Below are 21,309 nucleotides of genomic sequence, written 5' to 3' on the forward strand. Positions count from 1 at the left end.
CGATACGCCGGTCTGCGCTATACCCACCCGGTGTGTCGCCCTTTCGAACTACTGGGCCATCGAACTACTGCGCCATCGAACTACTGGGCGGCACGCTCGGCGATACGCGACATCAACCGGTCCTGCACGAACGGCGGCAACATACCGGTGACGTCTCCCCCGAACGTGGCCACCTCCTTGACCAACGAGCTCGACAGAAAACTGTGCGCCGGATTCGCAGGGAGGAACACCGTGTCCACTCCGGTCAGCGTCCGGTTCATCTGCGCCATCTGCAACTCGTAATCGAAGTCGACAGCACTCCGAAGACCCTTCACGATCGCCGAAAAGCCCTCCTGCCGTGCGTAATCGACCAGCAGGCCATACCACGAACCGACCCGAACGTTAGGCAGATGCTCGGTCGCGACCTCGAGCATCTCGATCCGCTCCTCGACGCTGAACATGCCCTTCTTGCTCTTGTTCACCATCACCGTCACCACCACCTCGTCGAAGGCGGCCGCCGCGCGCTCGAAGATATCCAGGTGACCGATGGTCACCGGGTCGAAGGATCCAGGACACAGTGCGCCAGTCATGCCCGCGAACCTATCAGCTCAGACAGCTCATTCCGCAGGCTCCACTCCTGACCGGATTGCGATCTCGATTCGGCTCTCGCCGTACTTCTTCGACTTCTCCGGCACGAGCCCGGTCGGCCATACGGTCTCCGGCGAACGCGACGACCGTTCGAGCACGACCACCGCGTCGACCGAGAGCCATCCCCCGCTCACGAGCCGCTCGAGGAGGCCGGCCACGGCGGTATCCGTGACGGCGTACGGCGGATCTGCCAACACCAGGTCGTAGGCCGCGTCGGCGGTGCCGGCCAGGACCGAGGCCACCGGCGCGCATTTGACCGAAGCTCCGGTCAGGCCGACCGATTCGATGTTCTTGCGCACTACCGCGGCCGCCCGTGCGTCGGATTCGACCAGCACCGCCGACGCGGCCCCACGTGAGAGTGCTTCGAGTCCGAGCGCACCCGACCCTGCGAACAGATCCAACACCGCGGCCCCGTCGAGCTCCATCCGACTTTCGAGCGCACTGAACAGTGCCTCTCTAACCCGCTCCGACGTGGGCCGGGTGCCTTGGCCGGGGACCGCCAATCGACGACCCCCGGCAACGCCCGCGACGATCCGGGTCATTCGCTCCCGGCCTCTTCGCCCGTCGACCCCCCACCGATGACGACGAGCAGATCGCCGCCCTCCACCTGCTGTACGCCCGAGATCGCCAGACGAGTGACCGAGCCGCCCCGCGGTGCGGTGATCGCTGCCTCCATCTTCATCGCCTCGATCGTGGCAATGGTGTCGCCGGCCGAAATCTTCTGGCCCTCCTCGACTGCCAGGGTGACCACCCCGGCGAACGGAGCCGGAATGTGTCCGGAATTGGAGCGGTCTGCCTTCTCGACGGTGGGTGCTTCGCTCGCGATGGACCGATCGCGCACCGACACCGGACGTAGCTGCCCATTGAGGATGCACATGACGGTGCGCATACCGCGTTCGTCCGGGTCGGAGATCGCTTCGAGTCCGATGAGCAGTTCGACGCCCTTCTCGAGCGTGACTCGATGCTCCTCGCCCTGACGCAGACCGTAGAAGAACTGGTTGGCCGACAATCGGGTCGTGTCGCCGTACTTCTCTCGATGAGCTTCGAGTTCCGCTGTGGGGCCGGGGAAGAGCAACCGATTCAGAGTGGTACGGCGTTGCGCCGACGTCCCGTCGAGGTTCTTTTCGTCCTCGTCGGTCAGCGGCGTCACCGGCTTGCCCGCACCTCGGCCTTCGAGCGCCTTGGTGCGCAGCGGCTCGGGCCAGCCACCGGCGGGTGTTCCGAGATCGCCGCGTAGGAACCCGACAACGGAATCGGGAATGTCGTACCGGCTGGGGTCCTCGGCGAATTCCTCGGCGGACGCATTCGCACCCACGAGCGCAAGAGCCAGATCGCCGACGACCTTCGAGCTCGGCGTCACCTTGGTCAATCGACCCAACATGCGGTCGGCCGCAGCGTAATTGGCTTCGACCGTCTCGAAGCGATCACCGAGACCGAGCGAAATAGCCTGTTGGCGTAGGTTCGACAGCTGGCCGCCCGGAATCTCGTGGGTGTACACGCGACCGGTCGGTGCCGGCAGCCCGGACTCGAAGGGCGCGTACACCTTTCGCACGGCCTCCCAGTACGGCTCGAGATCGCAGACGGCCTGCAGGTCGAGACCGGTGTCGCGCTCGGTGTGCGCGGCCGCGGCGACGATCGCCGACAGCGCGGGCTGACTGGTGGTTCCTGCCATCGCAGCACAGGCACCGTCGACCGCGTCGGCTCCGGCTTCCCAGGCAGCGAGATAGGTAGCGAGCTGTCCGCCGGGAGTGTCGTGGGTGTGCACGTGCACCGGCAGATCGAAGTTGGACCGCAACGCCGTCACCAGCGTCTTGGCCGCGGGGGCACGCAACAGACCCGCCATGTCCTTGATGGCCAGCACGTGCGCGCCGGCATCGACGATCTGCTCGGCCAACTTCAGGTAGTAGTCGAGCGTGTACAGGTTCTCGTTCGGATTGGACAGGTCGCCGGTGTAACTCAGTGCCACTTCTGCGATGGCCGTACCGGTTTCGCGCACTGCATCGATCGCCGGACGCATCTGATCGACGTTGTTGAGCGCATCGAAGATACGGAAGATGTCGATTCCGGTGTCGGTGGCCTCGGCGACGAAGCTACGGGTGACCTTCTCCGGGTACGGGGTGTATCCGACGGTGTTCCTGCCGCGCAGCAACATCTGAATCGCTATGTTGGGCACGGCTTCTCGCAAGCTCGCCAACCGCTCCCACGGATCCTCGTGCAGGAAGCGCAACGCCACGTCGTACGTCGCCCCTCCCCAGGCCTCGATCGAGAGTAACTGCGGCGTCGTTCGCGCCACGTACGGCGCTACGCCGAGCAGACCACTGGTGCGCACACGCGTTGCCAACAACGACTGATGGGCATCACGGAACGTGGTGTCGGTGACACCGAGCGCCTTCTGATTGCGCAGATCGCGGGCGAACCCCTCCGGCCCGAGCGCCAGCAGCCGTTGCCGGGAGCCGTCGGGAATGGGAGCCGAGAAGTCGACCTCGGGCAGCTTGTCGTGCGGGTACACCGGTGAGGGACGTTCCCCGTGCGGCTTGTTGACCGTCACGTCGGCCAGGTAGGTCAGAATTTTGGTGCCACGGTCACCCGAGGAACGCGACGTCAGCAGTTCCGGACGTTCCTCGATGAAGGAGGTGGTGACGCGTCCTGCGGTGAAATCGGGGTCGACCAGAACCGCTTGCAGGAACGGGATGTTCGTCGCGACACCGCGAATTCTGAACTCCGCCACCGCACGTCGGGCACGCGCCACGGCAGTGTCGAAATCACGGCCGCGACAGGTGAGCTTGACGAGCATCGAGTCGAAGTAGGCACCGACCTCGGCACCCAACGTCGTGCCACCGTCGAGGCGCACGCCGGCACCGCCCGGGGTGCGGTAGGCAGTGATGCGGCCGACGTCGGGCCGGAATCCGTTGGCGGGATCCTCGGTGGTGATGCGACATTGCAACGCTGCACCGCGCAACACGATGTTCTCCTGCTGCAATCCCAGGTCCGCCAACGTCTCACCGGAGGCGATACGCAACTGCGACTGCACCAGGTCCACATCGGTCACTTCTTCGGTGACGGTGTGCTCCACCTGAATTCGCGGATTCATCTCGATGAAGACGTGATTGCCGCGGGTATCGAGAAGGAACTCGACGGTACCGGCGCAGGAATAGCCGATCTGCTTGGCGAACGCCACGGCGTCGGCGCAGATCTTCTCGCGTAATTCCTGAGGAAGGTTGGGTGCCGGGGCCAGCTCGATCACCTTCTGGTGTCGACGCTGCACACTGCAATCGCGCTCGAAGAGATGGACGACGTTGCCTTGGCCGTCGGCAAGGATCTGTACCTCGATATGACGGGGGTCGATCACTGCCTGCTCGAGGAACACGGTCGCATCGCCGAACGCCGACTCCGCTTCGCGCGCAGCAGCTTCGATGGACTCGCGTAGTTGCTCGGGCTCGGCCACGCGGCGCATTCCGCGACCACCGCCACCTGCCACGGCCTTGACGAACAGCGGGAAAGTCATCGATTCCGATGCCGCGACCAATTCGTCGATATCGGACGACGGTTCCGACGACGCCAACACCGGTAGTCCCGCGGCCTTCGCAGCGGCGATCGCACGCGCCTTGTTGCCGGTCAGCTCGAGGACATCGGCGGAGGGCCCGACGAACGTGATGCCCGCCTCCACACACGCGGCGGCGAGATCCGGGTTCTCGGAAAGGAATCCGTAGCCGGGGTACACAGCATCGGCACCGCTGCGCTTGGCGGCGGCGACGATCTCGTCGACCGAGAGATACGCCCGAACGGGATGGCCCTTCTCCCCGATCTGATAAGCCTCGTCGGCCTTCGTTCGGTGCACCGAGTTTCGATCCTCGAACGGGAACACCGCCACCGTCGAGGCACCGAGTTCGTAGGACGCACGGAAGGCGCGGATAGCGATTTCGCCGCGGTTGGCAACCAAAACTTTGGAGAACATTGGCTCAACTTACCCGGCAGACACAGCCCCGGAGGCGTACTGATCCCACGATGCGGGAACTTTTGTTCAATTTCGGCTACTGAAACGGTGCAGTGCGGACTGCGACGGGGTCAGGACTTGTCGAGGTAGTCGATTCTGTCGGATCGCCACGCCGAACGCATCATCGACGCGATGCCGGGATTGTCGGCCAGAGACGGGTCCCGCGTGAACAACGACCGGGCACAATCCTGGGCGTCGGAAATGATGTCCTCGTCGTCGATGAACGAGAGCATCCGAAGTCCGGTCACCGTGCCCGACTGTGCGGCTCCCAACACGTCACCTTCTCGGCGGGTCGCCAGGTCCAGTTTGGCGAGCTCGAACCCGTCGTTGGTGGCGGCCACAGCCTCGAGCCGAGCGAACGACCCACCGCCCGGACTGAGCCAGCTGATCATGATGCACAGCCCCTGATGCCCGCCGCGGCCGATTCGGCCGCGCAACTGGTGGAGCTGGCTGACGCCGAAGCGGTCGGCATCCATGATCACCATGACCGTGGCATTGGGTACATCCACGCCCACCTCGACCACCGTCGTGCAGACGAGCACGTCGATCTCACCCGCGTTGAATTCCGACATGGTGATGTCCTTGTCATCACCGGACAGTCGACCGTGCAGCAGCCCCACACGCAGATCGGCCATCGGACCGGCCGAGAGCGTCTCGTAGAGATCCACGGCAGCCGTGGTCTCCGGCCCGTCTTCCACTTTCGGCGCAGCCTTCTTCGCCGCTCCGCTCTTCTTGCCCGTGTCCGCATCATCGCCGTCACCGATACGAGAACAGACCACGTAGGCCTGCCGGCCCGCCGCGACCTCCTCGTGAATCCGTTGCCAGGCTCGATCCACCCACCCCGGTTTGGATCTGGCCGGGACGACGTTGCTGACGATCGGCGACCTGCCGCGCGGAAGCTCCGTCAGTACCGACGTCTCCAGGTCCCCCAGCGTCGACATCGCGATCGTGCGCGGAATAGGTGTCGCCGTCATCACGAGGAGATGCGGGCTGGTGTTTCCACGAGCCTTCGCGCGCAGGGCATCTCGCTGCTCCACACCGAATCTGTGCTGCTCGTCCACGACGACCATCGCGAGGTCGAGAAACTCGACCCGATCCTCGATGAGAGCGTGGGTGCCGATGACGATCCCGGCATCACCTGTCACGGCATCGAGCAGGGCCGATCGCTTTGCCGCAGTGGACATCGACCCCGTCAGCAGAGCCACCTTGGTGGCCAGCTCGTGCGATCCCAGCTCGCCACCGGCGGCCAGCGTGCCGAGCATCGATCGGATCGATCGCGCATGTTGGGAGGCAAGCACTTCCGTCGGTGCCAACAGTGCGCACTGGTGTCCGGCGTCGATCACCTGCAGCATGGCACGCAACGCGACGATGGTCTTACCCGAGCCGACCTCGCCCTGCAACAGACGCGACATTGGATGCGGGCCCGACAGGTCGTTGGCGATCTCCGCAGCAACCTGGTGCTGACCGACCGTCAACTCGAACGGCAGCCGGCGATCGAACTCCGCCGCGATGCCGTCGGTGATCGGTGGGCACCGCGCGGCTACCCGGTCGGACGCGTCGCGTCGTCGGTCCGCGAGTACCAATTGAACAGCCAATGCCTCGTCGAACTTCAATCGTTCCCGAGCGGCGTCCTTGTCCGCCGCGGTATCGGGAAAGTGGACCGAACGCAGCGCGGCGTCGATGTCGATGAGGCCTCGCTCGCGGCGCACCGATTCCGGGAGCGGATCGACCACGTCGTCCAGCTGGTCGAGTACCTGCCGGACGCAGCGCATGAATGTCCAGCTCTCGACGTCCTTCGCCGCGGGATAGATAGGGACGAAGGCGCGGTCGAACACCGACATGTCGACGGCTCCGGACGAATCGACCGAGCCACGCGCCAGGCCGGCCAGCGTGCCACCGCCGACGATGCGACCCGCGGGGACGATGGCCCCGTCGTTGTCGTCACCCCCGAGGATCACGTAACTGGGGTGGGTGAGGTTCCACCGCCGACCGAAATACTTGACCTTGCCCGAGAACATGCCCCGCCGGCCGGGCACGACCACGTGCTTGAGCTTGTGCGGGCTGAAGAACGTGGCTTCGATCCGCTGCCCGTCGGCCGCAAGGGTGACGGCAAGGAATTGACCGTTGCGGTTCTTCATCGAACGCAGGGTGGCCGATTCCACGGTGGCGACGATGGTGATGTGTTCCCCCTCGGGGGGTTCCTTCTCGCCGAGCTCGGAACCGTGCGTCATGTAGCGGTGCGGGTAGTGCCGCAGCAGGTCTTCGACGGTATGGATGCCGAACACCTCGGCCAGCGGTGCCGCAGCCGCCGCTCCGAGGACATCGTCGAGCCGATCCACCAGCGTTGCCATTGTTCCGAGATTCCCTATTCCACTCCGAATTGCACGAGATCCCCGGGCTGCCCGCCCGGGTAGACCACCACGTCGACGCCGGGATGCGCACCCGCCACATAGTCGGCGAGCCGACCTCCGAGATCCGCGGGAGCCAGTGCCCCGAGCAACATCGTCACCATCTCACCGCCGGTGGCCAACAGCTGGTCCAGCAGTCTGCATCCGGCATCGAGCGGATGCTCGGCAACGATCACCACTTCCTGCCCGGCCAGACCGAGACAGTCACCCGGCTCGCACATACCGACCCAGGTCAGCGAGCGTTGCTCGGCGATGCGCAACGAACCCCACCTCGTCCCCGCTGCAGCATCGGACATCGCGAACGCGTCGTCGACGGCTGCTCTGGCCGCGTCGTGCACTGCGAGCGCAGCCAACCCCTGCACCATCGCCGAGCACGGCAACATCGACACGTCCTTACCGTCGGCCCTGGCCGCAGCACCGACGGCAACGAGCTCCTGAGCGGACAGCGCCCCGTTCGGCAGCACCAGAACCTCGCGGTGCTTCATGCCCACGATGGCGCGATGCAACACCGACGAATCGATGGGCTCGTCGCATCGCACCACCGTCGCACCTTCCTGTACGTAGAGAGCCGCGGCACCGTCACCGGCGACCAGGGCCAAAATATCGCGACCCACCGACATAGCCTCGGGCTCGTGCTCACCGACGTTCGCGTCGACGGAGTACTCGGCCAGTCCGAAACACGAGATGCGCACTCCTCGAATATTTCCCGCCGCGATCCCGCACTCGACGGCACCGCCCGGGTCGGTGGTGTGCACATGAGCGGAGTACGCCCCGGAGCCGTCTCCGGCAACCACGACCGAATCGCCGAGGTCCGACAGCGCTGCACGCAGCGCTGCCGCGCGGGTGTCGTCGATGCCGGGGACGACGTAGAGAACCTCGTAGCCGAGCGGCCGGGACTGCGAACGAGCCGCCGCCCCGTCGGAGGCTCCGTGTGCGTTCGAAACACCGACTTCGATCACCCGTTCGTGGTCCTGAGGACGGCGATAGCGTCGCCTCGGAGGGGTGCGGCCGGTCACGACCTCGACCAACGCGTCGAAGATCACCGACAACCCCAGCGCCCCCGCATCCACGACGCCCGCCTCTCGCAACGGTGCGAGTTGGTCCGTCGTGCGATCGAGAGCGCGAGCGGTGGCCTCCGCGATATCGACCACCAGCGTGGCCAGATCGACGTTCGCGTCGTGAGCAGCGGCCTCGTGGGCAGCGGCTTCGAGCACCGTGAGCATGGTGCCCTCGGCGGGGACACTGACCGCGCCCGCCACCAGAACTCGTGCACGCCGCAACATGGCCTGGATCGACACGGTGTCCAGCGGACCGTCGGCTGCGGCCTCACCCACGGCGCGCAGGAGTTGCGAGACGATGACCCCGGAATTTCCTCGCGCGCCCGATACGGCTCCCACCGCCAGAGCCCGTCCGATCGCACCCGCGCCTGCGGCCGGCCCGGCACTGCGCATGGACTCGACCGCAGCCCGGAACGTGAACATCAGGTTGGTGCCGGTATCGGAGTCCGGAATCGGGAAGACGTTCAGTGCGTCGATCTCGTCGCACCGAGCAGTGAGGGAATCCACACAGCGATAGGCCCACCGGCGCAGGTCCGAGGCATCGATGGATTCGAGTACGTCGACCACCTCGAGCGCCTCCCCTGCGTTCCGTCCGTACCTGCGCCCGGGCCCGACGATGTCGGCCGCGGACAGTGCCCGAAGCTTAGTCGGGCAGAATCGTCAGCGCGGCGCGCGTGAGCCGGTACACCTCGTCTGCGGTGGCGGTTTGGTGATTGGGTGGGACGCCGCTATTCTTGCAGGGTTGCCTCGAGGCGATCTTCACGCATTGCAATCCTTGCATCTGCTCGTAGTTCGTTTCGATGTCTTCGACCACATGTAACGCTCAACATCTAACAAGGAGTTCGCGACTATGGCTGCCGTCTGCGACGTATGCGCCAAGGGGCCCGGCTTCGGTAAGTCGGTCTCGCACTCGCACCGACGGACCAACCGTCGTTGGAACCCGAACATTCAGACCGTTCACGCTCAGGTTGCGCCTGGCAACTCCAAGCGCATGAACGTGTGCACCTCCTGCTTGAAGGCAGGCAAGGTGGTTCGGGGCTGATTTCGGCCCCGCTCTTCGATTTCCTCCACGGCCTCGACCGCGTGCGAGAACTGTGCCCCGCATCCACTCGGATGCGGGGCACAGTTGTCTGTCGATGTTCCTGCGCATTCGGGCAAACAGTTGGACGTCCGATAGAGTGCCGAACGTGACTCATTCGGACAGCGAAAGCTCGAGCAAGGTCAGCATCGAGGACGGGGTGCTGCACATCGTCGTCGCCACCGAGGCGGGCGGTTCCTCTCTCGACCTGGACGGCATCACCTCGGGAACGCAGGCACTGCACGAGGTGAACACCGGTGCCACATCTGTAGGAAGCGTCCTGCTCATCGGCCGCGGGCCGAACTTCTGCGCCGGCGGCAACGTACGGGACTTCGCCGGTGCCGACGATCGCGGTGCCTTCGTCGGCTCGGTTGCCGATGCGTTCCACGCCTTCGTTCGCGAACTGGCAGCAGTGACGGTTCCCATCGTCGCTGGTGTACACGGCTGGGCGGCCGGCGCCGGCATGAGCCTGGTGTGTCTCACCGATATCGCCATCGGCGGACCGTCGACCAAGCTTCGACCGGCCTACCCCGCCATCGGGTTCACGCCGGACGGTGGCATGTCCTGGACCCTGCCCCGCATCGTCGGATCCGGCCACGCAATGGACATCCTGTTGAACGATTCGATTCTCAACGGTGAGGATGCGGTGCGTCTCGGAATCCTCAGCCGCCTCGTGGGCGACGACTTCGTCGACAGCGAGGCCGAACGACTGGCCCGAACCCTCGCCGTCGGCCCCACCTCGGCGTATCAGGGAATCAAGAAGCTGCTCGCGGCGTCCGACACCGCAACTCTGGCAGAGCAATTGGATGCCGAGGCCGCCTCGATCTCGGCGGCCGCAGTCTCACCTGCAGGAGTGGAAGGCGTCGACGCATTCGTCGAGAAGCGTCGCCCCGATTTTTCCTGAGCCGGTCACGGCAACGTCCAGTCGATCGGTTCGTCCCCGCCCTCGACCAACAATTCGTTGGCGCGACTGAAGGGCTTGGATCCGAAGAATCCCCGTGATGCGGACAGCGGTGACGGATGGGCCGACTCGATGCACGGCACCGATCCCAGCATGAGTTTGAGCGTCGCCGCGTCACGGCCCCAGAGAATCGCCACCAGGCCAGGAGCCCGGGGATCCTCGGCTCTGTCAACAAGAGCACGAATTGCCTGCTCCGTCACCGCTTCCCAGCCCTTCTTGCGGTGCGACGCCGCTGCGGACGGTTCGACCGTGAGCACTCGGTTGAGCAGCATCACACCCTGCTCCGCCCACGGCGTGAGATCACCGTTGCTGGGCGTCGGCAGACCGAGATCGTCCGAATATTCCTTGAAGATGTTGGCCAGACTGCGCGGAACGGGACGCACGTCGGGGGCGACCGAAAAGCTCAGCCCCACTGCATGACCCGGGGTCGGGTACGGGTCCTGGCCGACGATCAGCACCCGAACCCGGTCGAACGGGTACCGAAAAGCACGCAGAACGCTCTCGCCGGCAGGGAGGTAGTGCTTTCCGGCGGCGAGCTCGGCTCGCAGAAAGTCGCCCATCGCAGCAACATTCGTCTCGACCGGAGCCAAGGCACGGGCCCAACCCGGATCTACGCTCTCGGCGAGCGGGCGGGCCGTCACCGGTCGATCCGGCGCAGCGCGTCGCGGTAGTACGCGGCGTTCGCGGAGTACATCTGCACGTTGATGTCCACGTGCCCCTCCGGAACCTCGAAGCCCTCACGGATTTTCGCTGGAACACCGAGCGCCATGCTGCGTTCGGGAACGACGAACTTGAACGGCACCACCGCACCCGCACCCACGATGGAACCGGCCCCGATCCTCGAGCCGTTGAGCACCACGGAACCCGATGCAATGAGGCAGTTGTCGCCGATGGTCGCACCCTCGACATGCGCGTTGTGACCGAGAACGCATCCGGCACCGATCACGGTCGCGTCGATGGGGGTGCAGTGGATGACGGTCCCGTCCTGGATGTTGGTGCCCGCACCGACGGAGATCGTGCCGTAATCGGCTCGGAGCACGGCCGTCGGCCACACCGACGATCCCGCCGCCAAGGTCACCGCTCCGATGACGACTGCATCGGGATGGACATAGGCGTCCGGGTGAATATCGGGTTCGCGATCGCCGAGCGCATAGATAGCCATCCTTGCAACTTAGCCGACTCCATCGACCCGGTCGGAGCTCACTCTCGGTCGAAGCTCGACCAACCGGATCTGCCCACGCGGTGGTGCCCGGCGACAGTGACGCCACCGGCGGTTGCATTCGACGCGGACTCGACGCGGCCGATCACGATCCACCCCGTCGGAACAGTAGCGAGGCCGGGGAACGTGCCGACGAGAGCATGATCCTCGCCGCCGGTGAGTACCCACTCGAGGGGATCTGCCCCCAACAGCTCTGCAGCCGAACGGACTTCGTCGGCGATCGGAAGACGCTCGGGTTCCAGAACCATCGATACCCCGGATGCGTCGGCGATATGACCCAGGTCGGCCGACAACCCGTCGGACACATCGGTGAGTGATGTCGCGCCTGCTTCGGCGGCCTCGATACCGGCACGGTACGGCGGGGAGGGCACGCGGTGTGCATCGAGAACCGCGTCGTGCCCGGAGCGATCGCCGCCCGCGAGCAACAGAGCGAGTCCGGCCGCGGACCACCCGAGCCGCCCCGCGAACGCGATCACATCACCGACCTGCGCACCCGATCGCAGTACGGGAGCCCTGCCCTGAAGATCACCGAGCGCAGTAATCGAGATCACCAGCTGATCCGATTGCACCACATCACCGCCGACGATCGCCGAACCCGCAGCCGACGCCTCGCGCCACATGCCCTCGTTCAGACCGTCCGTCACGCTCACCGGTGTGTCCGCCGGGCAGCCGAGAGCAACCAGGAATGCCGAGCACTGCCCACCCATCGCGGCGATGTCTGCCCCGTTCTGCGCGATCGCCTTCCGGCCGATCTCCACCGGAGTCGACCAATCGAGCCGAAAGTGTCTGCCGTGCACCAACATATCTGTCGTGGCGGCCACCCTGCCGTCGGATGCACTGACGACGGCAGCGTCGTCGCCGGGGCCGACGATGGTCGACGTCGGTTGCACTCGATCGGCGACGGCCCGGGCGATGACGTCGAACTCGCCGATCTGGGCCACCGTCGGTTCGGCGGCGGTGGTCCCCGAGGGGCCGGTGTCGTCGATGATGTTCCTCCCTCAGAGCGCAATTCGGACGTCGGTCTCCCGCGAAACCGGCACCGCGCCTGCGGTACCTTTAGCGGTGCCCGGGCCCGGTCCGGCGCAGCCGGTTTCGTGCTGTGAGTACGCAACCGACTCAACGTACAGTCGACTCAACTTACAGTCGATCGTCCCAGCAAGGAAAGGGACCACCGATGGTGCAAGCCTTCGTTCTCGTTCAGACCGAAGTCGGCCGTGCCACGACCGTTGCGCGGCAGATCGAGTCGGTCGACGGCGTCGTATCCGCAGAAGCTGTGGTCGGACCCTACGACGTCATCGTCAGGGCCGACGGCGCATCCGACACCGAGATCGCGGACATCGTCTCCCGAATTCAGAAGGTCGACGCCATCACGCGCACCCTCACCTGTCCCGTCGCCCCGCAGTCGACCTCGGCGGTTCGGTAGCGCATGAACTCTGCCGACCACGACCACGACAAAGACAACGGCGACGACGCCGGCACCCGGTCCGAGAATGCAGCAGCGGCCGACGAGACCCGCGAGCAGCGCCACCCTGCGGTCATAGCCACCGCGATCGCCCTGCCGGTCGCGTTGGTGGTGGGAGTTCTCGTGGCCGCGATAGCGGTGAACAGCTCCCCCGCCCACGATCCGGTAGCGCTGGGGCCGGTCGACGCACCCGACGCCGCGAGCGCACAGTGCTCGACCCTCCTCGATGCGCTGCCCGACGAGCTGGGCGACTACAGCCGCGCCGACCTGGCCGACCCGGCACCTGTCGGAGTCCGAGCCTGGGTATCGGCCGAGGAGAACGCCGAGCCGGTCGTGCTTCGCTGCGGGCTGCCTCGCCCTGTCGGATTCGACGTGGCCGCACCACTTCAGGTGATCGACGGCGTCCAGTGGTTCGAGGTGTCCGGTGAGAACGACGGCATCGACGCCAGCACGTGGTTCGTCGTCGATCGCGGCACGTACATCGCTCTCACCATTCCCGGCGACTCCGGCCCGACACCTCTGCAGGATGCCTCGTCGGCAGTGTCGGCAGCACTACCCCAGCAGCCCCTCGACCCGGCACCGTTGCAGTAGCGCCGGGTCAGCGCAGGCCGGTACCGCGTGCGAGAGCGGTGTCGATCAGGGTGCTGATCAGGGTCGAGTAGTCGATTCCGCTCTCGGCCCACATCTTGGGGTACATCGAGATCGACGTGAATCCGGGCATCGTGTTGATCTCGTTGATCACCGGGCCTTCCTCGGTGACGAAGAAGTCGACCCGCGCCAGTCCTTGGCAGTCCAGTGCGCGGAAGGCCGAGACTGCGAGTTCGCGAATACGATCGCTGATGTCGTCGTCGAGTGCGGCAGGAATGTCGAATTCGCTGACATCGTCGAGGTACTTGGTGTCGAAGTCGTAGAAGGCGTGATCGTCTTTGTCCGCGTCGGGGAGCCGGATCTCGGCGATCGCGCTGGCGCGCACGCTGCCGTCGGGGAATTCGAGTACGCCGCATTCGACCTCGCGGCCGTGGATCATTCCTTCGACGATCACCTTGGGGTCGTGCTCGCGGGCAACGCCGATCGCCGACTGCAGGTGATCCCACGAGGTGATGCGCGAGATTCCGATCGACGATCCGCCTCGCGCGGGCTTGACGAAGGCAGGAAGACCGATGTGGTCGCGTTCGGCTTCGGTCAGGTCATCGGTGCCGCGTCGCAGCACGACCTGCCTGCCGATCGGTAGTCCGTCGGCTCCCAGAAGCTTCTTGGTGAACTCCTTGTCCATGCCTGCGGCACTGGCCAACACTCCGGGACCCACGTACGGGACTCCGGCGAGTTCGAGCATTCCCTGCAGGGTGCCGTCCTCGCCGTACGGCCCGTGCAGCACCGGAAACACGACGTCGACCGCAGCCAGGACCTGTCCGGCGTCGCCCTCACCGAGAGCGATCAGCGCGCCTGCGCGTCCCGGATCGGTGCTCAGCGCGAGTGCGGCACCGGACTTGTCCACCGTCGGCAGTACTCGATCCCGAATCGTCAGCGCATCCGGATCACTGGAGCCGAGCACCCAGGCACCGTCGGGGGTGATCCCCACCGGGACAACCTCGTAGGTATCGGGGTCCAGATTCGCGAGCACGCTACCCGCCGAGACACAGGACACCGCGTGCTCACTGCTGCGGCCACCGAAGACGACGGCAACTTTGATTCGGGGAGTACTCACGGTGACAAACCGTACCGCCGTCTCCCCGCGAACGCGGATTCGCCCTGTTCGTGCACACGTCGCGAACGTGACCTCACTCGGGCTTGATTCGACGCCCCAGCAGGTGGCCCACCGCGTCCGGAACCGACATTCCCCCGTGACACACACGGTGCACGGCATCGGTCAACGGCATCTCGACGTCGTAGCTCTCGGCGAGCGCGCGCACCGACGTACAGGACTTCACGCCCTCGGCCACCTGCCCGTGCGCTGCTTCCTGCGCGCTCTCGAGGGAGCCGCCCGAACCGAGCCGCTCACCGAACGTACGGTTGCGCGAGAGCGGCGACGAGCAGGTGGCGACCAGATCTCCTACACCGGCGAGCCCGGACAGCGTCGACGGTGTGGCCCCGAGCGCGACTCCGAGCCGGATGATCTCGGCCAGGCCTCGGGTCATGATCGACGCGAGGGTGTTCTCGCCGTAGCCGACTCCGCTGGCCATTCCACAGGCGAGGGCGATGACGTTCTTGCACGCGCCACCGATCTCGGCACCGATGACGTCGGAGTTGGTGTACGGCCTGAAATAACCTGTGGCGCAAGCTTTTTGAATCTCAAGGGCTCGTTGCGAGTCGGAACACGCGATGACCGTCGCGGCCGGCTGCCCCTCGGCGATCGGGCGCGCCAGATTCGGCCCGGACAGGCAGGCCACCCGGCTGGGATCGGCCCCGGTCACCTGTGAAATCACCTGACTCATGCGCATGAGCGTTCCGGTCTCTATGCCCTTGGCCAGAGACAGCAGTGTCGCGTGCGGTGCGATCGCATCCGTCCACTCCCCCAGGTTCGCGCGCAGACTCTGCGACGGCACCGCGAGCACCACGATGTCCGCGCCGTCGAGGGCGGTCGCCGGATCGCTCGTGGCGCGGATCGACGACGGCAGTTCGATTCCGGGGAGGTAGTCCGCGTTCTCGTGCCGTTCGCTGATCGAGGCAGCGAGTTCCTCTCGGCGCGCCCACATGGTGACATCGGTTCCGGCATCGGCCAACACTTTGGCGAATGCGGTACCCCACGACCCGGACCCCAGTACCGCTGCTCTGCTCATGCCGCCAACCTCTCACCTGCTCGCCGATGCCCTGCCTACGCGCGCATCACCCTAACGCGCAGACCTGCCCGGGCGGTCGGAGTCGGCAGACATCGGTGACGCTGGCAGGATCGAACACCATGGGCGCAATTCGAAGCAGCGACGACGACCGCGAGGGTCGGCCGTCCGATGCGCTGCGCCGCGCGGTGGGAGTCGTCATCGCGGTCAAGGACCTGACAGCGGCGAAGTCCCGTCTGGCGTCCGAGTTCTCCGGGGCCGACCGGACCCGATTGGTGCTCGCCATGTTCGTCGACACGGTCACCGCGGCCGGTTCGGTATCGGTGGTCGATTCGGTCACCGTCGTCACACCCGATCCGGTCGTCGCCGACACCGCGCGACAAATCGGTGCCCGGGTGCTGGACGAACCGTCGGCTTCCGGCGCTCGAGATCCCGAAGCCCGTCTCAATGCCGCATTCTCCGCTGCTGCGGCCGCACTGCGAGTCGATCACGCACCACGCGATCGCCACGGGAACCCCGGCGCGGCCCCGGCCGATCGGGTCGACATCGTTGCGCTGCAAGCGGATCTGCCTGCGCTTCGTCCCGCCGAACTCGCGCAGGCGTATGCGACGGCAGTCTCCGGCGGCAGGTCGGTCGTGGTCGACCATCACGGCACCGGAACCGCAGCGCTGATCCTGAAGAATTCTGCCGACGAGCTCGCGCCGCTGTTCGGATCGGATTCCGCACGCCGCCACACCTTGTCGGGAGCGCGACCACTGGACGGCACGTGGCCGGGACTTCGACTCGACGTCGACACCGTCGACGACGTACGTCGGGCTCATCGACTCGGGGTCGGACCGGAGACGACAGCCGTACTCCGCTCACTCGGTTGGAGCGACGAGGAATCCGCAACCACCGCGTGATTCGGTGAACGTGCGAACAAGTTCGGTCATCGGAGTTTCACCGACGGCGGGTATGGGGGATGATCGTGCTGTGAGCACAGACGACGCGCAGCCAGCGACCGAAGATCCGGCGATCGAGACCGCGGAGAGCAACGGTGCGGACAGCAACGGTGCGGAGCCGGTGTGGAGTGCCCCGGTGACCGCAACGATGCCGAGCATTCCCTCCGCCCTTCCTGCCGCCACTCCGGAATCGGTGGATGCTGCCATGGTGCTTCCCGAAAATCGGTACCTGAACCGGGAATTGAGCTGGCTGGATTTCAACTCCCGCGTTCTCGCGCTCGCAGAGGACTCGTCCCTGCCGCTACTCGAGCGTGCCAAGTTCCTGGCCATCTACGCGTCCAATCTGGACGAGTTCTACATGGTTCGTGTCGCAGGGCTCAAACGCCGCGACGAGACCGGACTGTCGGTTCGATCGGCCGATGGCATGACCCCGCGTGAGCAGCTCGCGGTCATCGGGCAGCGCACTCAGGAGCTCGCTCTCAAACACGCCCGAGTACTGCTCGATTCGATCCTGCCCGAGCTCACGGCCGAGGGCATCGCAATCATCCGGTGGTCCGATCTCGACAGCGACGAGCGTGCGCGTCTGTCCGACTATTTCACCGAACAGGTCTTCCCGGTCCTCACCCCGCTGGCAGTGGACCCGGCGCACCCCTTCCCGTACATCAGCGGCCTGAGCCTGAATCTCGCTGTGACGGTGAAGGATTACTCCACAACCGGCGAGCACTTCGCCCGTGTGAAGGTACCCGACAACGTCGACCGATTCGTGCGCGTCAAGCGCGGTGAGGGGAGCCATCGCATCGACGCCTTCCTGTCGATGGAGGAATTGATCTCGGCGCACCTCGACGTGTTGTTCCCCGGCATGGAGGTGGTCGAGAGCCACGCGTTCCGCATTACTCGCAACGCCGATTTCGAGGTCGAAGAGGACCGCGACGAGGATCTCCTGCAGGCACTCGAACGAGAGCTGGCGCGTAGGCGTTTCGGTTCTCCCGTCCGCCTCGAGATCGCCGACGACATGACCGAGCACATGCTCGAACTGTTGCTACGCGAACTCGACGTCGATCCGGGCGACGTCATTCAGGTTCCCGGTCTGCTCGATCTGTCGTGCCTGTGGCAGGTCTACAGCGTCGACCGCCCCAATCTCAAGGACGCTCCCTTCGTCCCGGCAACACATCCCGCGTTCGGTGAGCGCGAAACCCCGAAGAGCGTGTTCTCGACGCTGCGCGACGGCGACGTTCTGGTGCATCACCCGTACGACTCGTTCTCCACCAGCGTGCAGCGCTTCATCGAACAAGCTGCGGCCGATCCGCAGGTCCTCGCGATCAAGCAAACTCTGTACCGCACCTCGGGTGACTCGCCGATCGTCAACGCACTCGTCGACGCGGCCGGGGCCGGCAAGCAGGTGGTCGCCCTCGTCGAGATCAAGGCACGATTCGACGAGCAGGCGAACATCGAGTGGGCACGCAAGCTCGAAAAAGCCGGGGTGCACGTGGTCTACGGCCTCGTCGGGTTGAAGACTCACTGCAAGACCTGCCTCGTCGTCCGCCGAGAAGGTTCGGTCATCCGCCGGTACTGCCATATCGGCACGGGCAACTACAACCCGAAGACGGCGCGTATCTACGAGGACGTCGGATTGCTCACGTCGTCGCCCGAAATCGGTGCGGACCTCACCGACCTGTTCAACTCGCTCACCGGATACTCGCGAAAGTCCAAGTACCGCAATCTCCTCGTGGCCCCGTACGGCGTGCGACGCGGCATCGTCGAGCGCATCGAAGCAGAAGTCGAGCACCTCAAGGCGGGCCGCGCAGCCGGAATTCGCCTCAAGGCCAACGCTCTTGTCGACGAGCAGGTGATCGACGCTCTCTACCGCGCATCGGTCGCCGGGGTCCCCGTCAAGGTGGTCGTACGCGGGATCTGCGCGCTCAAGCCGGGCGTACCGGGCCTGTCGGAGAACATCGAAGTTCGGTCCATTCTCGGTAGGTTCCTCGAACACTCACGGGTTCTGCATTTCCAGGGTGCCGACGAATTCTGGATCGGCAGCGCCGACATGATGCACCGAAACCTCGACCGGCGAGTGGAAGTGATGGCCCAGGTCAAGGATCCGAAGCTGACCAAGCAACTCGGTGACATCTTCGACTCGGCCCTCGACCCCACCACCCGCTGCTGGGAACTGGGGCCGGACGGTGGCTGGGTCGCGTCGCCTGCGCAAGGCGAAAGTGTCCGAGAACACCAGGTGGAATTGATGCGCAGCCGGAGGAATCAGGCGTCCTGATGGGCACTTCCGATGGCTCCCCCCGCGCCAACATCTTCGCGGCCGGATCGATTCTGTGGCGACGATCGCCGGAGAACGACTCGGTGGTGGAAGTAGCTCTGGTACACAGGCCGAAGTACGACGACTGGTCTTTTCCCAAGGGAAAGCTCGATCCCGGGGAGACAGCGGTCGACGCGGCTGTCCGAGAAGTCAAGGAGGAGACGGGCTTCGACTCGACTCTCGGACGGTCGCTGTCCTACGTCACCTACCCGATTCCCGGCCACCGTCGCATGAAGAAGGTGCTCTACTGGGCTGCCGAGGCAACCGGCGGAGAATTCGTCCCGAACGACGAAGTGGACGAACTCCGCTGGATCGCACCCGACAAGATCGGCGGCGAACTCTCGTATCCCATGGACCACAAGATTCTTCGACGATTCGTCGCCAAGCCGGCCGCTACGTCCACCGTGCTGCTGGTCCGGCACGGCAGTGCCGGCTCGCGGTCGCGATACAAGGGCAACGACGCCGATCGCCCCCTCGACAAGACCGGTAGACGTCAGGCCGAGGCACTCGTCTCACTGCTGGGCGCGTTCGGCGGCGACTCGGTGTATGCGGCCGACCGCGTCCGGTGCGAACAGACGGTCGCGCCGTTTGCCGAATCACTGGGCGTGCAGGTCGAACCGGAGCATCTGCTGTCCGAGGAGGGGTACGCCGAGGACCCCCGCAAGGGCCGCCAACGGGCTCGCGACATCGCCGAGACCATGAGCACACCGGTGATCTGCAGCCAAGGCAAGGTGATCCCCGATCTCATGCGATGGTGGGCCGACAAGGACGGCATCACGTTGCCTGCCAACAGAAATCGAAAAGGGAGCGTGTGGGTGCTCTCGCGCCACGACGGTCGGCTCGTCGCGGCCGACCACATCGCCAGCCCGCTACCGAACCTGGTCGCCGACGACTGAGTCGCATCCGAGGATCCTCGGATCACGAACACAGCAGAAGGCCCCGACCGAAATTCCGGTCGGGGCCTTCTGTGGAGTGCGAGAACGACCCGGTCCTGGATGACCGGTGCCGGTCGAGCGCTACTTCTTTGCAGCGCGCTTCGCGGGTGCCTTCTTGGCCGGAGCCTTCTTGGCCGGAGCCTTCTTGGCGACGGTCTTCTTGGCCGCTGTCTTGGCCGGAGCCTTCTTGGCAGGGGCCGTAGTGGTTGCGGCCTTGCGTGCGGTCGTCTTGGCCGGAGCCTTCTTGGCAGCAGCCGTCGTGGTCTTGCGTGCGGTTGTCTTTGCGGGAGCTGCCTTCTTGGCGGCGGTCTTTGCGGGAGCTGCCTTCTTGGCGGCAGTCTTCGCCGGAGCCGCCTTCTTGGCTGCCGCGGTGGTGGCCTTGCGGGCGGTCGTCTTCACCGCTGCCTTCTTGGCGGCGGTCTTCTTCGCTGCCGCAGTCTTCTTGGCCGGAGCTGCTGCCGAACCGCGCTTGACGGCAGGTCCGGTTGCGGGCAGCTTCTGTCCACCGGCGATGACGGCCTTGAACTGCGCGCCCGGACGGAATGCCGGTACGTTGGTCGGCTTGACGCGAACGGTCTCACCGGTGCGGGGGTTACGGGCGACACGCGCCGCGCGACGACGCTGCTCGAACACGCCGAAGCCCGTGATCGTGACACTTTCGCCGCGGTGGACCGCGCGCACGATGGTGTCGACGATGTTCTCGACAGCCTCTGTGGCGCTCCGCCTGTCAGACCCCAACTTCTCGGTCAGGGCGTCAATCAGCTCTGCCTTGTTCATGGATTTCCTCCGCTATATTGTGGCCCATCGTCGGACCGACTACTACAACGGTAAACCCCAAGTCGTCAAGAGTCTATGCGCCACGCCAATTTTCATTTCGGTGTCGCGGAATGCTTCACGGCCGCAAAGCGTGTCGGACCCCCCGTCCGTCAGCTTTTCGAAGGCTCCTCGATCCTTGCCGGAAGGGTGAGGGGTTTGTATGAAGGCCTTGACTTTTCGTACTCCGTAATGGCCTCTACCTGGCGTAATGTCAGTCCGATGTCGTCCAGACCCTCCAGCAGACGCCACCGCGTGTAGTCGTCAATCGCGAAGCGCACCACCAAGGTTCCAGCCGTGACCGTCTTGTCGACGAGGTCCACGACGAGCTCCAGACCGGGCTGTTCTTCTAAGGCTTTCCACAGCAATTCGACGTCCGATTGCTCCACCTCGGCCGCCACCAAGCCGGCCTTGCCCATGTTTCCGCGGAAGATATCGGCGAATCTGGATGCGATGACGACCCTGAAACCGAAGTCCGACAGCGCCCAGACAGCGTGCTCGCGTGACGATCCCGTGCCGAAGTCCGGCCCGGCCACGAGAACCGATCCGCGGTCGTAGGGCGCGAGGTTCAAGATGAAGTTCGGATCGGACCGCCAACCGGCGAACAATCCGTCCTCGAATCCGGTGCGCGTCACGCGCTTGAGATAGACCGCCGGAATGATCTGGTCGGTGTCGACATTGGACCGCCGGAGCGGAACGCCGATGCCTTTGTGTCGAGTGAAAGCTTCCAT

Annotated in this window: 19 protein-coding genes; 7 read left to right on the forward strand and 12 right to left on the reverse strand. The window is 65.3% G+C overall.

The genetic code is table 11. The annotated features are described in order from the left end of the window. Nucleotides 1–80: 80 nt before the first annotated feature. The 5 genes from coaD to ASH04_RS17135 form a co-directional block, all read right to left on the reverse strand. On the reverse strand, nt 81–569 hold the full coding sequence (gene coaD / locus ASH04_RS17115) for a pantetheine-phosphate adenylyltransferase (protein WP_027496670.1): 489 nt from the start codon (nt 567–569) through the stop codon (nt 81–83). Between the two features lie 27 nt (nt 570–596). Beyond that, a complete protein-coding gene (rsmD, locus tag ASH04_RS17120) occupies nt 597–1,169 on the reverse strand; it encodes a 16S rRNA (guanine(966)-N(2))-methyltransferase RsmD (protein WP_027496669.1) in 573 nt (190 codons plus the stop codon). Further along, entirely contained in the window at nt 1,166–4,582 is a 3,417-nt protein-coding gene (locus ASH04_RS17125) for a pyruvate carboxylase (RefSeq protein ID WP_032383422.1), read from the reverse strand. The genes rsmD and ASH04_RS17125 overlap by 4 nt, the downstream gene beginning before the upstream one ends. Nucleotides 4,583–4,692: 110 nt before the next feature. Then, the gene (gene recG / locus ASH04_RS17130) at nt 4,693–6,972 is read right to left on the reverse strand and encodes an ATP-dependent DNA helicase RecG (RefSeq protein ID WP_057474108.1); all 2,280 of its coding nucleotides are present in this window, start codon (nt 6,970–6,972) and stop codon (nt 4,693–4,695) included. A 14-nt stretch (nt 6,973–6,986) separates the two neighbouring features. Beyond that, a complete protein-coding gene (locus ASH04_RS17135) occupies nt 6,987–8,654 on the reverse strand; it encodes a DAK2 domain-containing protein (RefSeq protein ID WP_082519306.1) in 1,668 nt (555 codons plus the stop codon). 283 nt (nt 8,655–8,937) lie between these two features. Between ASH04_RS17135 and rpmB the strand changes: the two genes are divergently transcribed. Both rpmB and ASH04_RS17140 read left to right on the forward strand, forming a co-directional pair. After that, nucleotides 8,938–9,129, forward strand: a complete 192-nt coding sequence (gene rpmB, locus ASH04_RS26220) for a 50S ribosomal protein L28 (protein WP_008717389.1) — start codon at nt 8,938–8,940, stop codon at nt 9,127–9,129. Nucleotides 9,130–9,274: 145 nt separating this feature from the next. Beyond that, complete coding sequence (locus ASH04_RS17140; protein ID WP_032366585.1) at nt 9,275–10,069, forward strand: enoyl-CoA hydratase/isomerase family protein; 795 nt, start codon at nt 9,275–9,277, stop codon at nt 10,067–10,069. 5 nt (nt 10,070–10,074) lie between these two features. Here ASH04_RS17140 and ASH04_RS17145 read toward each other — a convergent pair whose 3' ends face one another. From ASH04_RS17145 to ASH04_RS17155, 3 genes are read right to left on the reverse strand one after another with little or no spacing between them, the layout of a single operon-like run. Further along, the gene (locus ASH04_RS17145; protein ID WP_032372637.1) at nt 10,075–10,767 is read right to left on the reverse strand and encodes a uracil-DNA glycosylase; all 693 of its coding nucleotides are present in this window, start codon (nt 10,765–10,767) and stop codon (nt 10,075–10,077) included. Further along, nucleotides 10,764–11,288, reverse strand: coding sequence for a gamma carbonic anhydrase family protein (locus tag ASH04_RS17150; protein ID WP_032366386.1), 525 nt, complete (start codon nt 11,286–11,288; stop codon nt 10,764–10,766). The genes ASH04_RS17145 and ASH04_RS17150 overlap by 4 nt, the downstream gene beginning before the upstream one ends. Nucleotides 11,289–11,326: 38 nt before the next feature. Beyond that, on the reverse strand, nt 11,327–12,286 hold the full coding sequence (locus ASH04_RS17155) for a thiamine-phosphate kinase (RefSeq protein ID WP_371828214.1): 960 nt from the start codon (nt 12,284–12,286) through the stop codon (nt 11,327–11,329). Nucleotides 12,287–12,519: 233 nt separating this feature from the next. On the opposite strand from ASH04_RS17155, the gene ASH04_RS17160 reads away from it, so the two are divergent. Next, nucleotides 12,520–12,768, forward strand: a complete 249-nt coding sequence (locus ASH04_RS17160) for an Lrp/AsnC ligand binding domain-containing protein (RefSeq protein WP_032370776.1) — start codon at nt 12,520–12,522, stop codon at nt 12,766–12,768. A 3-nt stretch (nt 12,769–12,771) separates the two neighbouring features. Continuing rightward, a complete protein-coding gene (locus tag ASH04_RS17165) occupies nt 12,772–13,398 on the forward strand; it encodes a DUF3515 domain-containing protein (protein ID WP_032387214.1) in 627 nt (208 codons plus the stop codon). 7 nt (nt 13,399–13,405) lie between these two features. Here ASH04_RS17165 and ASH04_RS17170 read toward each other — a convergent pair whose 3' ends face one another. Together ASH04_RS17170 and ASH04_RS17175 are read right to left on the reverse strand one after the other, a co-directional pair. Then, nucleotides 13,406–14,512: a D-alanine--D-alanine ligase family protein gene (locus tag ASH04_RS17170; protein ID WP_032372639.1), complete on the reverse strand. Its 1,107-nt coding sequence runs from the start codon at nt 14,510–14,512 to the stop codon at nt 13,406–13,408. Nucleotides 14,513–14,585: 73 nt separating this feature from the next. Continuing rightward, the gene (locus ASH04_RS17175; protein ID WP_027496659.1) at nt 14,586–15,584 is read right to left on the reverse strand and encodes an NAD(P)H-dependent glycerol-3-phosphate dehydrogenase; all 999 of its coding nucleotides are present in this window, start codon (nt 15,582–15,584) and stop codon (nt 14,586–14,588) included. Between the two features lie 101 nt (nt 15,585–15,685). Here ASH04_RS17175 and cofC point away from each other — a divergent pair, with 101 nt between their 5' ends. The 3 genes from cofC to ASH04_RS17190 all read left to right on the forward strand — a co-directional run bounded on the left by cofC (nt 15,686) and on the right by ASH04_RS17190 (nt 19,726). Beyond that, nucleotides 15,686–16,483, forward strand: coding sequence for a 2-phospho-L-lactate guanylyltransferase (gene cofC, locus ASH04_RS17180; RefSeq protein ID WP_174557266.1), 798 nt, complete (start codon nt 15,686–15,688; stop codon nt 16,481–16,483). Between the two features lie 187 nt (nt 16,484–16,670). Further along, complete coding sequence (locus ASH04_RS17185) at nt 16,671–18,791, forward strand: RNA degradosome polyphosphate kinase (protein WP_228139401.1); 2,121 nt, start codon at nt 16,671–16,673, stop codon at nt 18,789–18,791. Further along, on the forward strand, nt 18,791–19,726 hold the full coding sequence (locus ASH04_RS17190) for an NUDIX hydrolase (protein WP_032372640.1): 936 nt from the start codon (nt 18,791–18,793) through the stop codon (nt 19,724–19,726). Before ASH04_RS17185 ends, ASH04_RS17190 begins: the two co-directional genes overlap by 1 nt. Before the next feature lie 120 nt (nt 19,727–19,846). Here ASH04_RS17190 and ASH04_RS17195 read toward each other — a convergent pair whose 3' ends face one another. Both ASH04_RS17195 and leuD read right to left on the reverse strand, forming a co-directional pair. Further along, the gene (locus ASH04_RS17195) at nt 19,847–20,542 is read right to left on the reverse strand and encodes an HU family DNA-binding protein (protein WP_027496655.1); all 696 of its coding nucleotides are present in this window, start codon (nt 20,540–20,542) and stop codon (nt 19,847–19,849) included. Nucleotides 20,543–20,691: 149 nt separating this feature from the next. After that, a complete protein-coding gene (gene leuD, locus ASH04_RS17200) occupies nt 20,692–21,309 on the reverse strand; it encodes a 3-isopropylmalate dehydratase small subunit (protein WP_032366380.1) in 618 nt (205 codons plus the stop codon).

The sequence above is a fragment of the Rhodococcus sp. Leaf233 genome (assembly GCF_001426165.1).
In the GTDB taxonomy this organism is placed as follows: domain Bacteria; phylum Actinomycetota; class Actinomycetes; order Mycobacteriales; family Mycobacteriaceae; genus Rhodococcoides; species Rhodococcoides fascians.

Bases quoted from the DNA above. Each gene is read 5' to 3' on its own strand.
- ASH04_RS17195 (WP_027496655.1), bottom strand. From the start codon at position 20,542: ATGAACAAGGCAGAGCTGATTGACGCCCTGACCGAGAAGTTGGGGTCT.
- rsmD (WP_027496669.1), bottom strand. From the start codon at position 1,169: ATGACCCGGATCGTCGCGGGCGTTGCCGGGGGTCGTCGATTGGCGGTC.
- ASH04_RS17185 (WP_228139401.1), top strand. From the start codon at position 16,671: ATGCCGAGCATTCCCTCCGCCCTTCCTGCCGCCACTCCGGAATCGGTG.
- ASH04_RS17165 (WP_032387214.1), top strand. From the start codon at position 12,772: ATGAACTCTGCCGACCACGACCACGACAAAGACAACGGCGACGACGCC.
- ASH04_RS17190 (WP_032372640.1), top strand. From the start codon at position 18,791: ATGGGCACTTCCGATGGCTCCCCCCGCGCCAACATCTTCGCGGCCGGA.
- ASH04_RS17150 (WP_032366386.1), bottom strand. From the start codon at position 11,288: ATGGCTATCTATGCGCTCGGCGATCGCGAACCCGATATTCACCCGGAC.
- ASH04_RS17160 (WP_032370776.1), top strand. From the start codon at position 12,520: ATGGTGCAAGCCTTCGTTCTCGTTCAGACCGAAGTCGGCCGTGCCACG.
- leuD (WP_032366380.1), bottom strand. From the start codon at position 21,309: ATGGAAGCTTTCACTCGACACAAAGGCATCGGCGTTCCGCTCCGGCGG.
- ASH04_RS17125 (WP_032383422.1), bottom strand. From the start codon at position 4,582: ATGTTCTCCAAAGTTTTGGTTGCCAACCGCGGCGAAATCGCTATCCGC.
- recG (WP_057474108.1), bottom strand. From the start codon at position 6,972: ATGGCAACGCTGGTGGATCGGCTCGACGATGTCCTCGGAGCGGCGGCT.
- coaD (WP_027496670.1), bottom strand. From the start codon at position 569: ATGACTGGCGCACTGTGTCCTGGATCCTTCGACCCGGTGACCATCGGT.
- rpmB (WP_008717389.1), top strand. From the start codon at position 8,938: ATGGCTGCCGTCTGCGACGTATGCGCCAAGGGGCCCGGCTTCGGTAAG.
- ASH04_RS17175 (WP_027496659.1), bottom strand. From the start codon at position 15,584: ATGAGCAGAGCAGCGGTACTGGGGTCCGGGTCGTGGGGTACCGCATTC.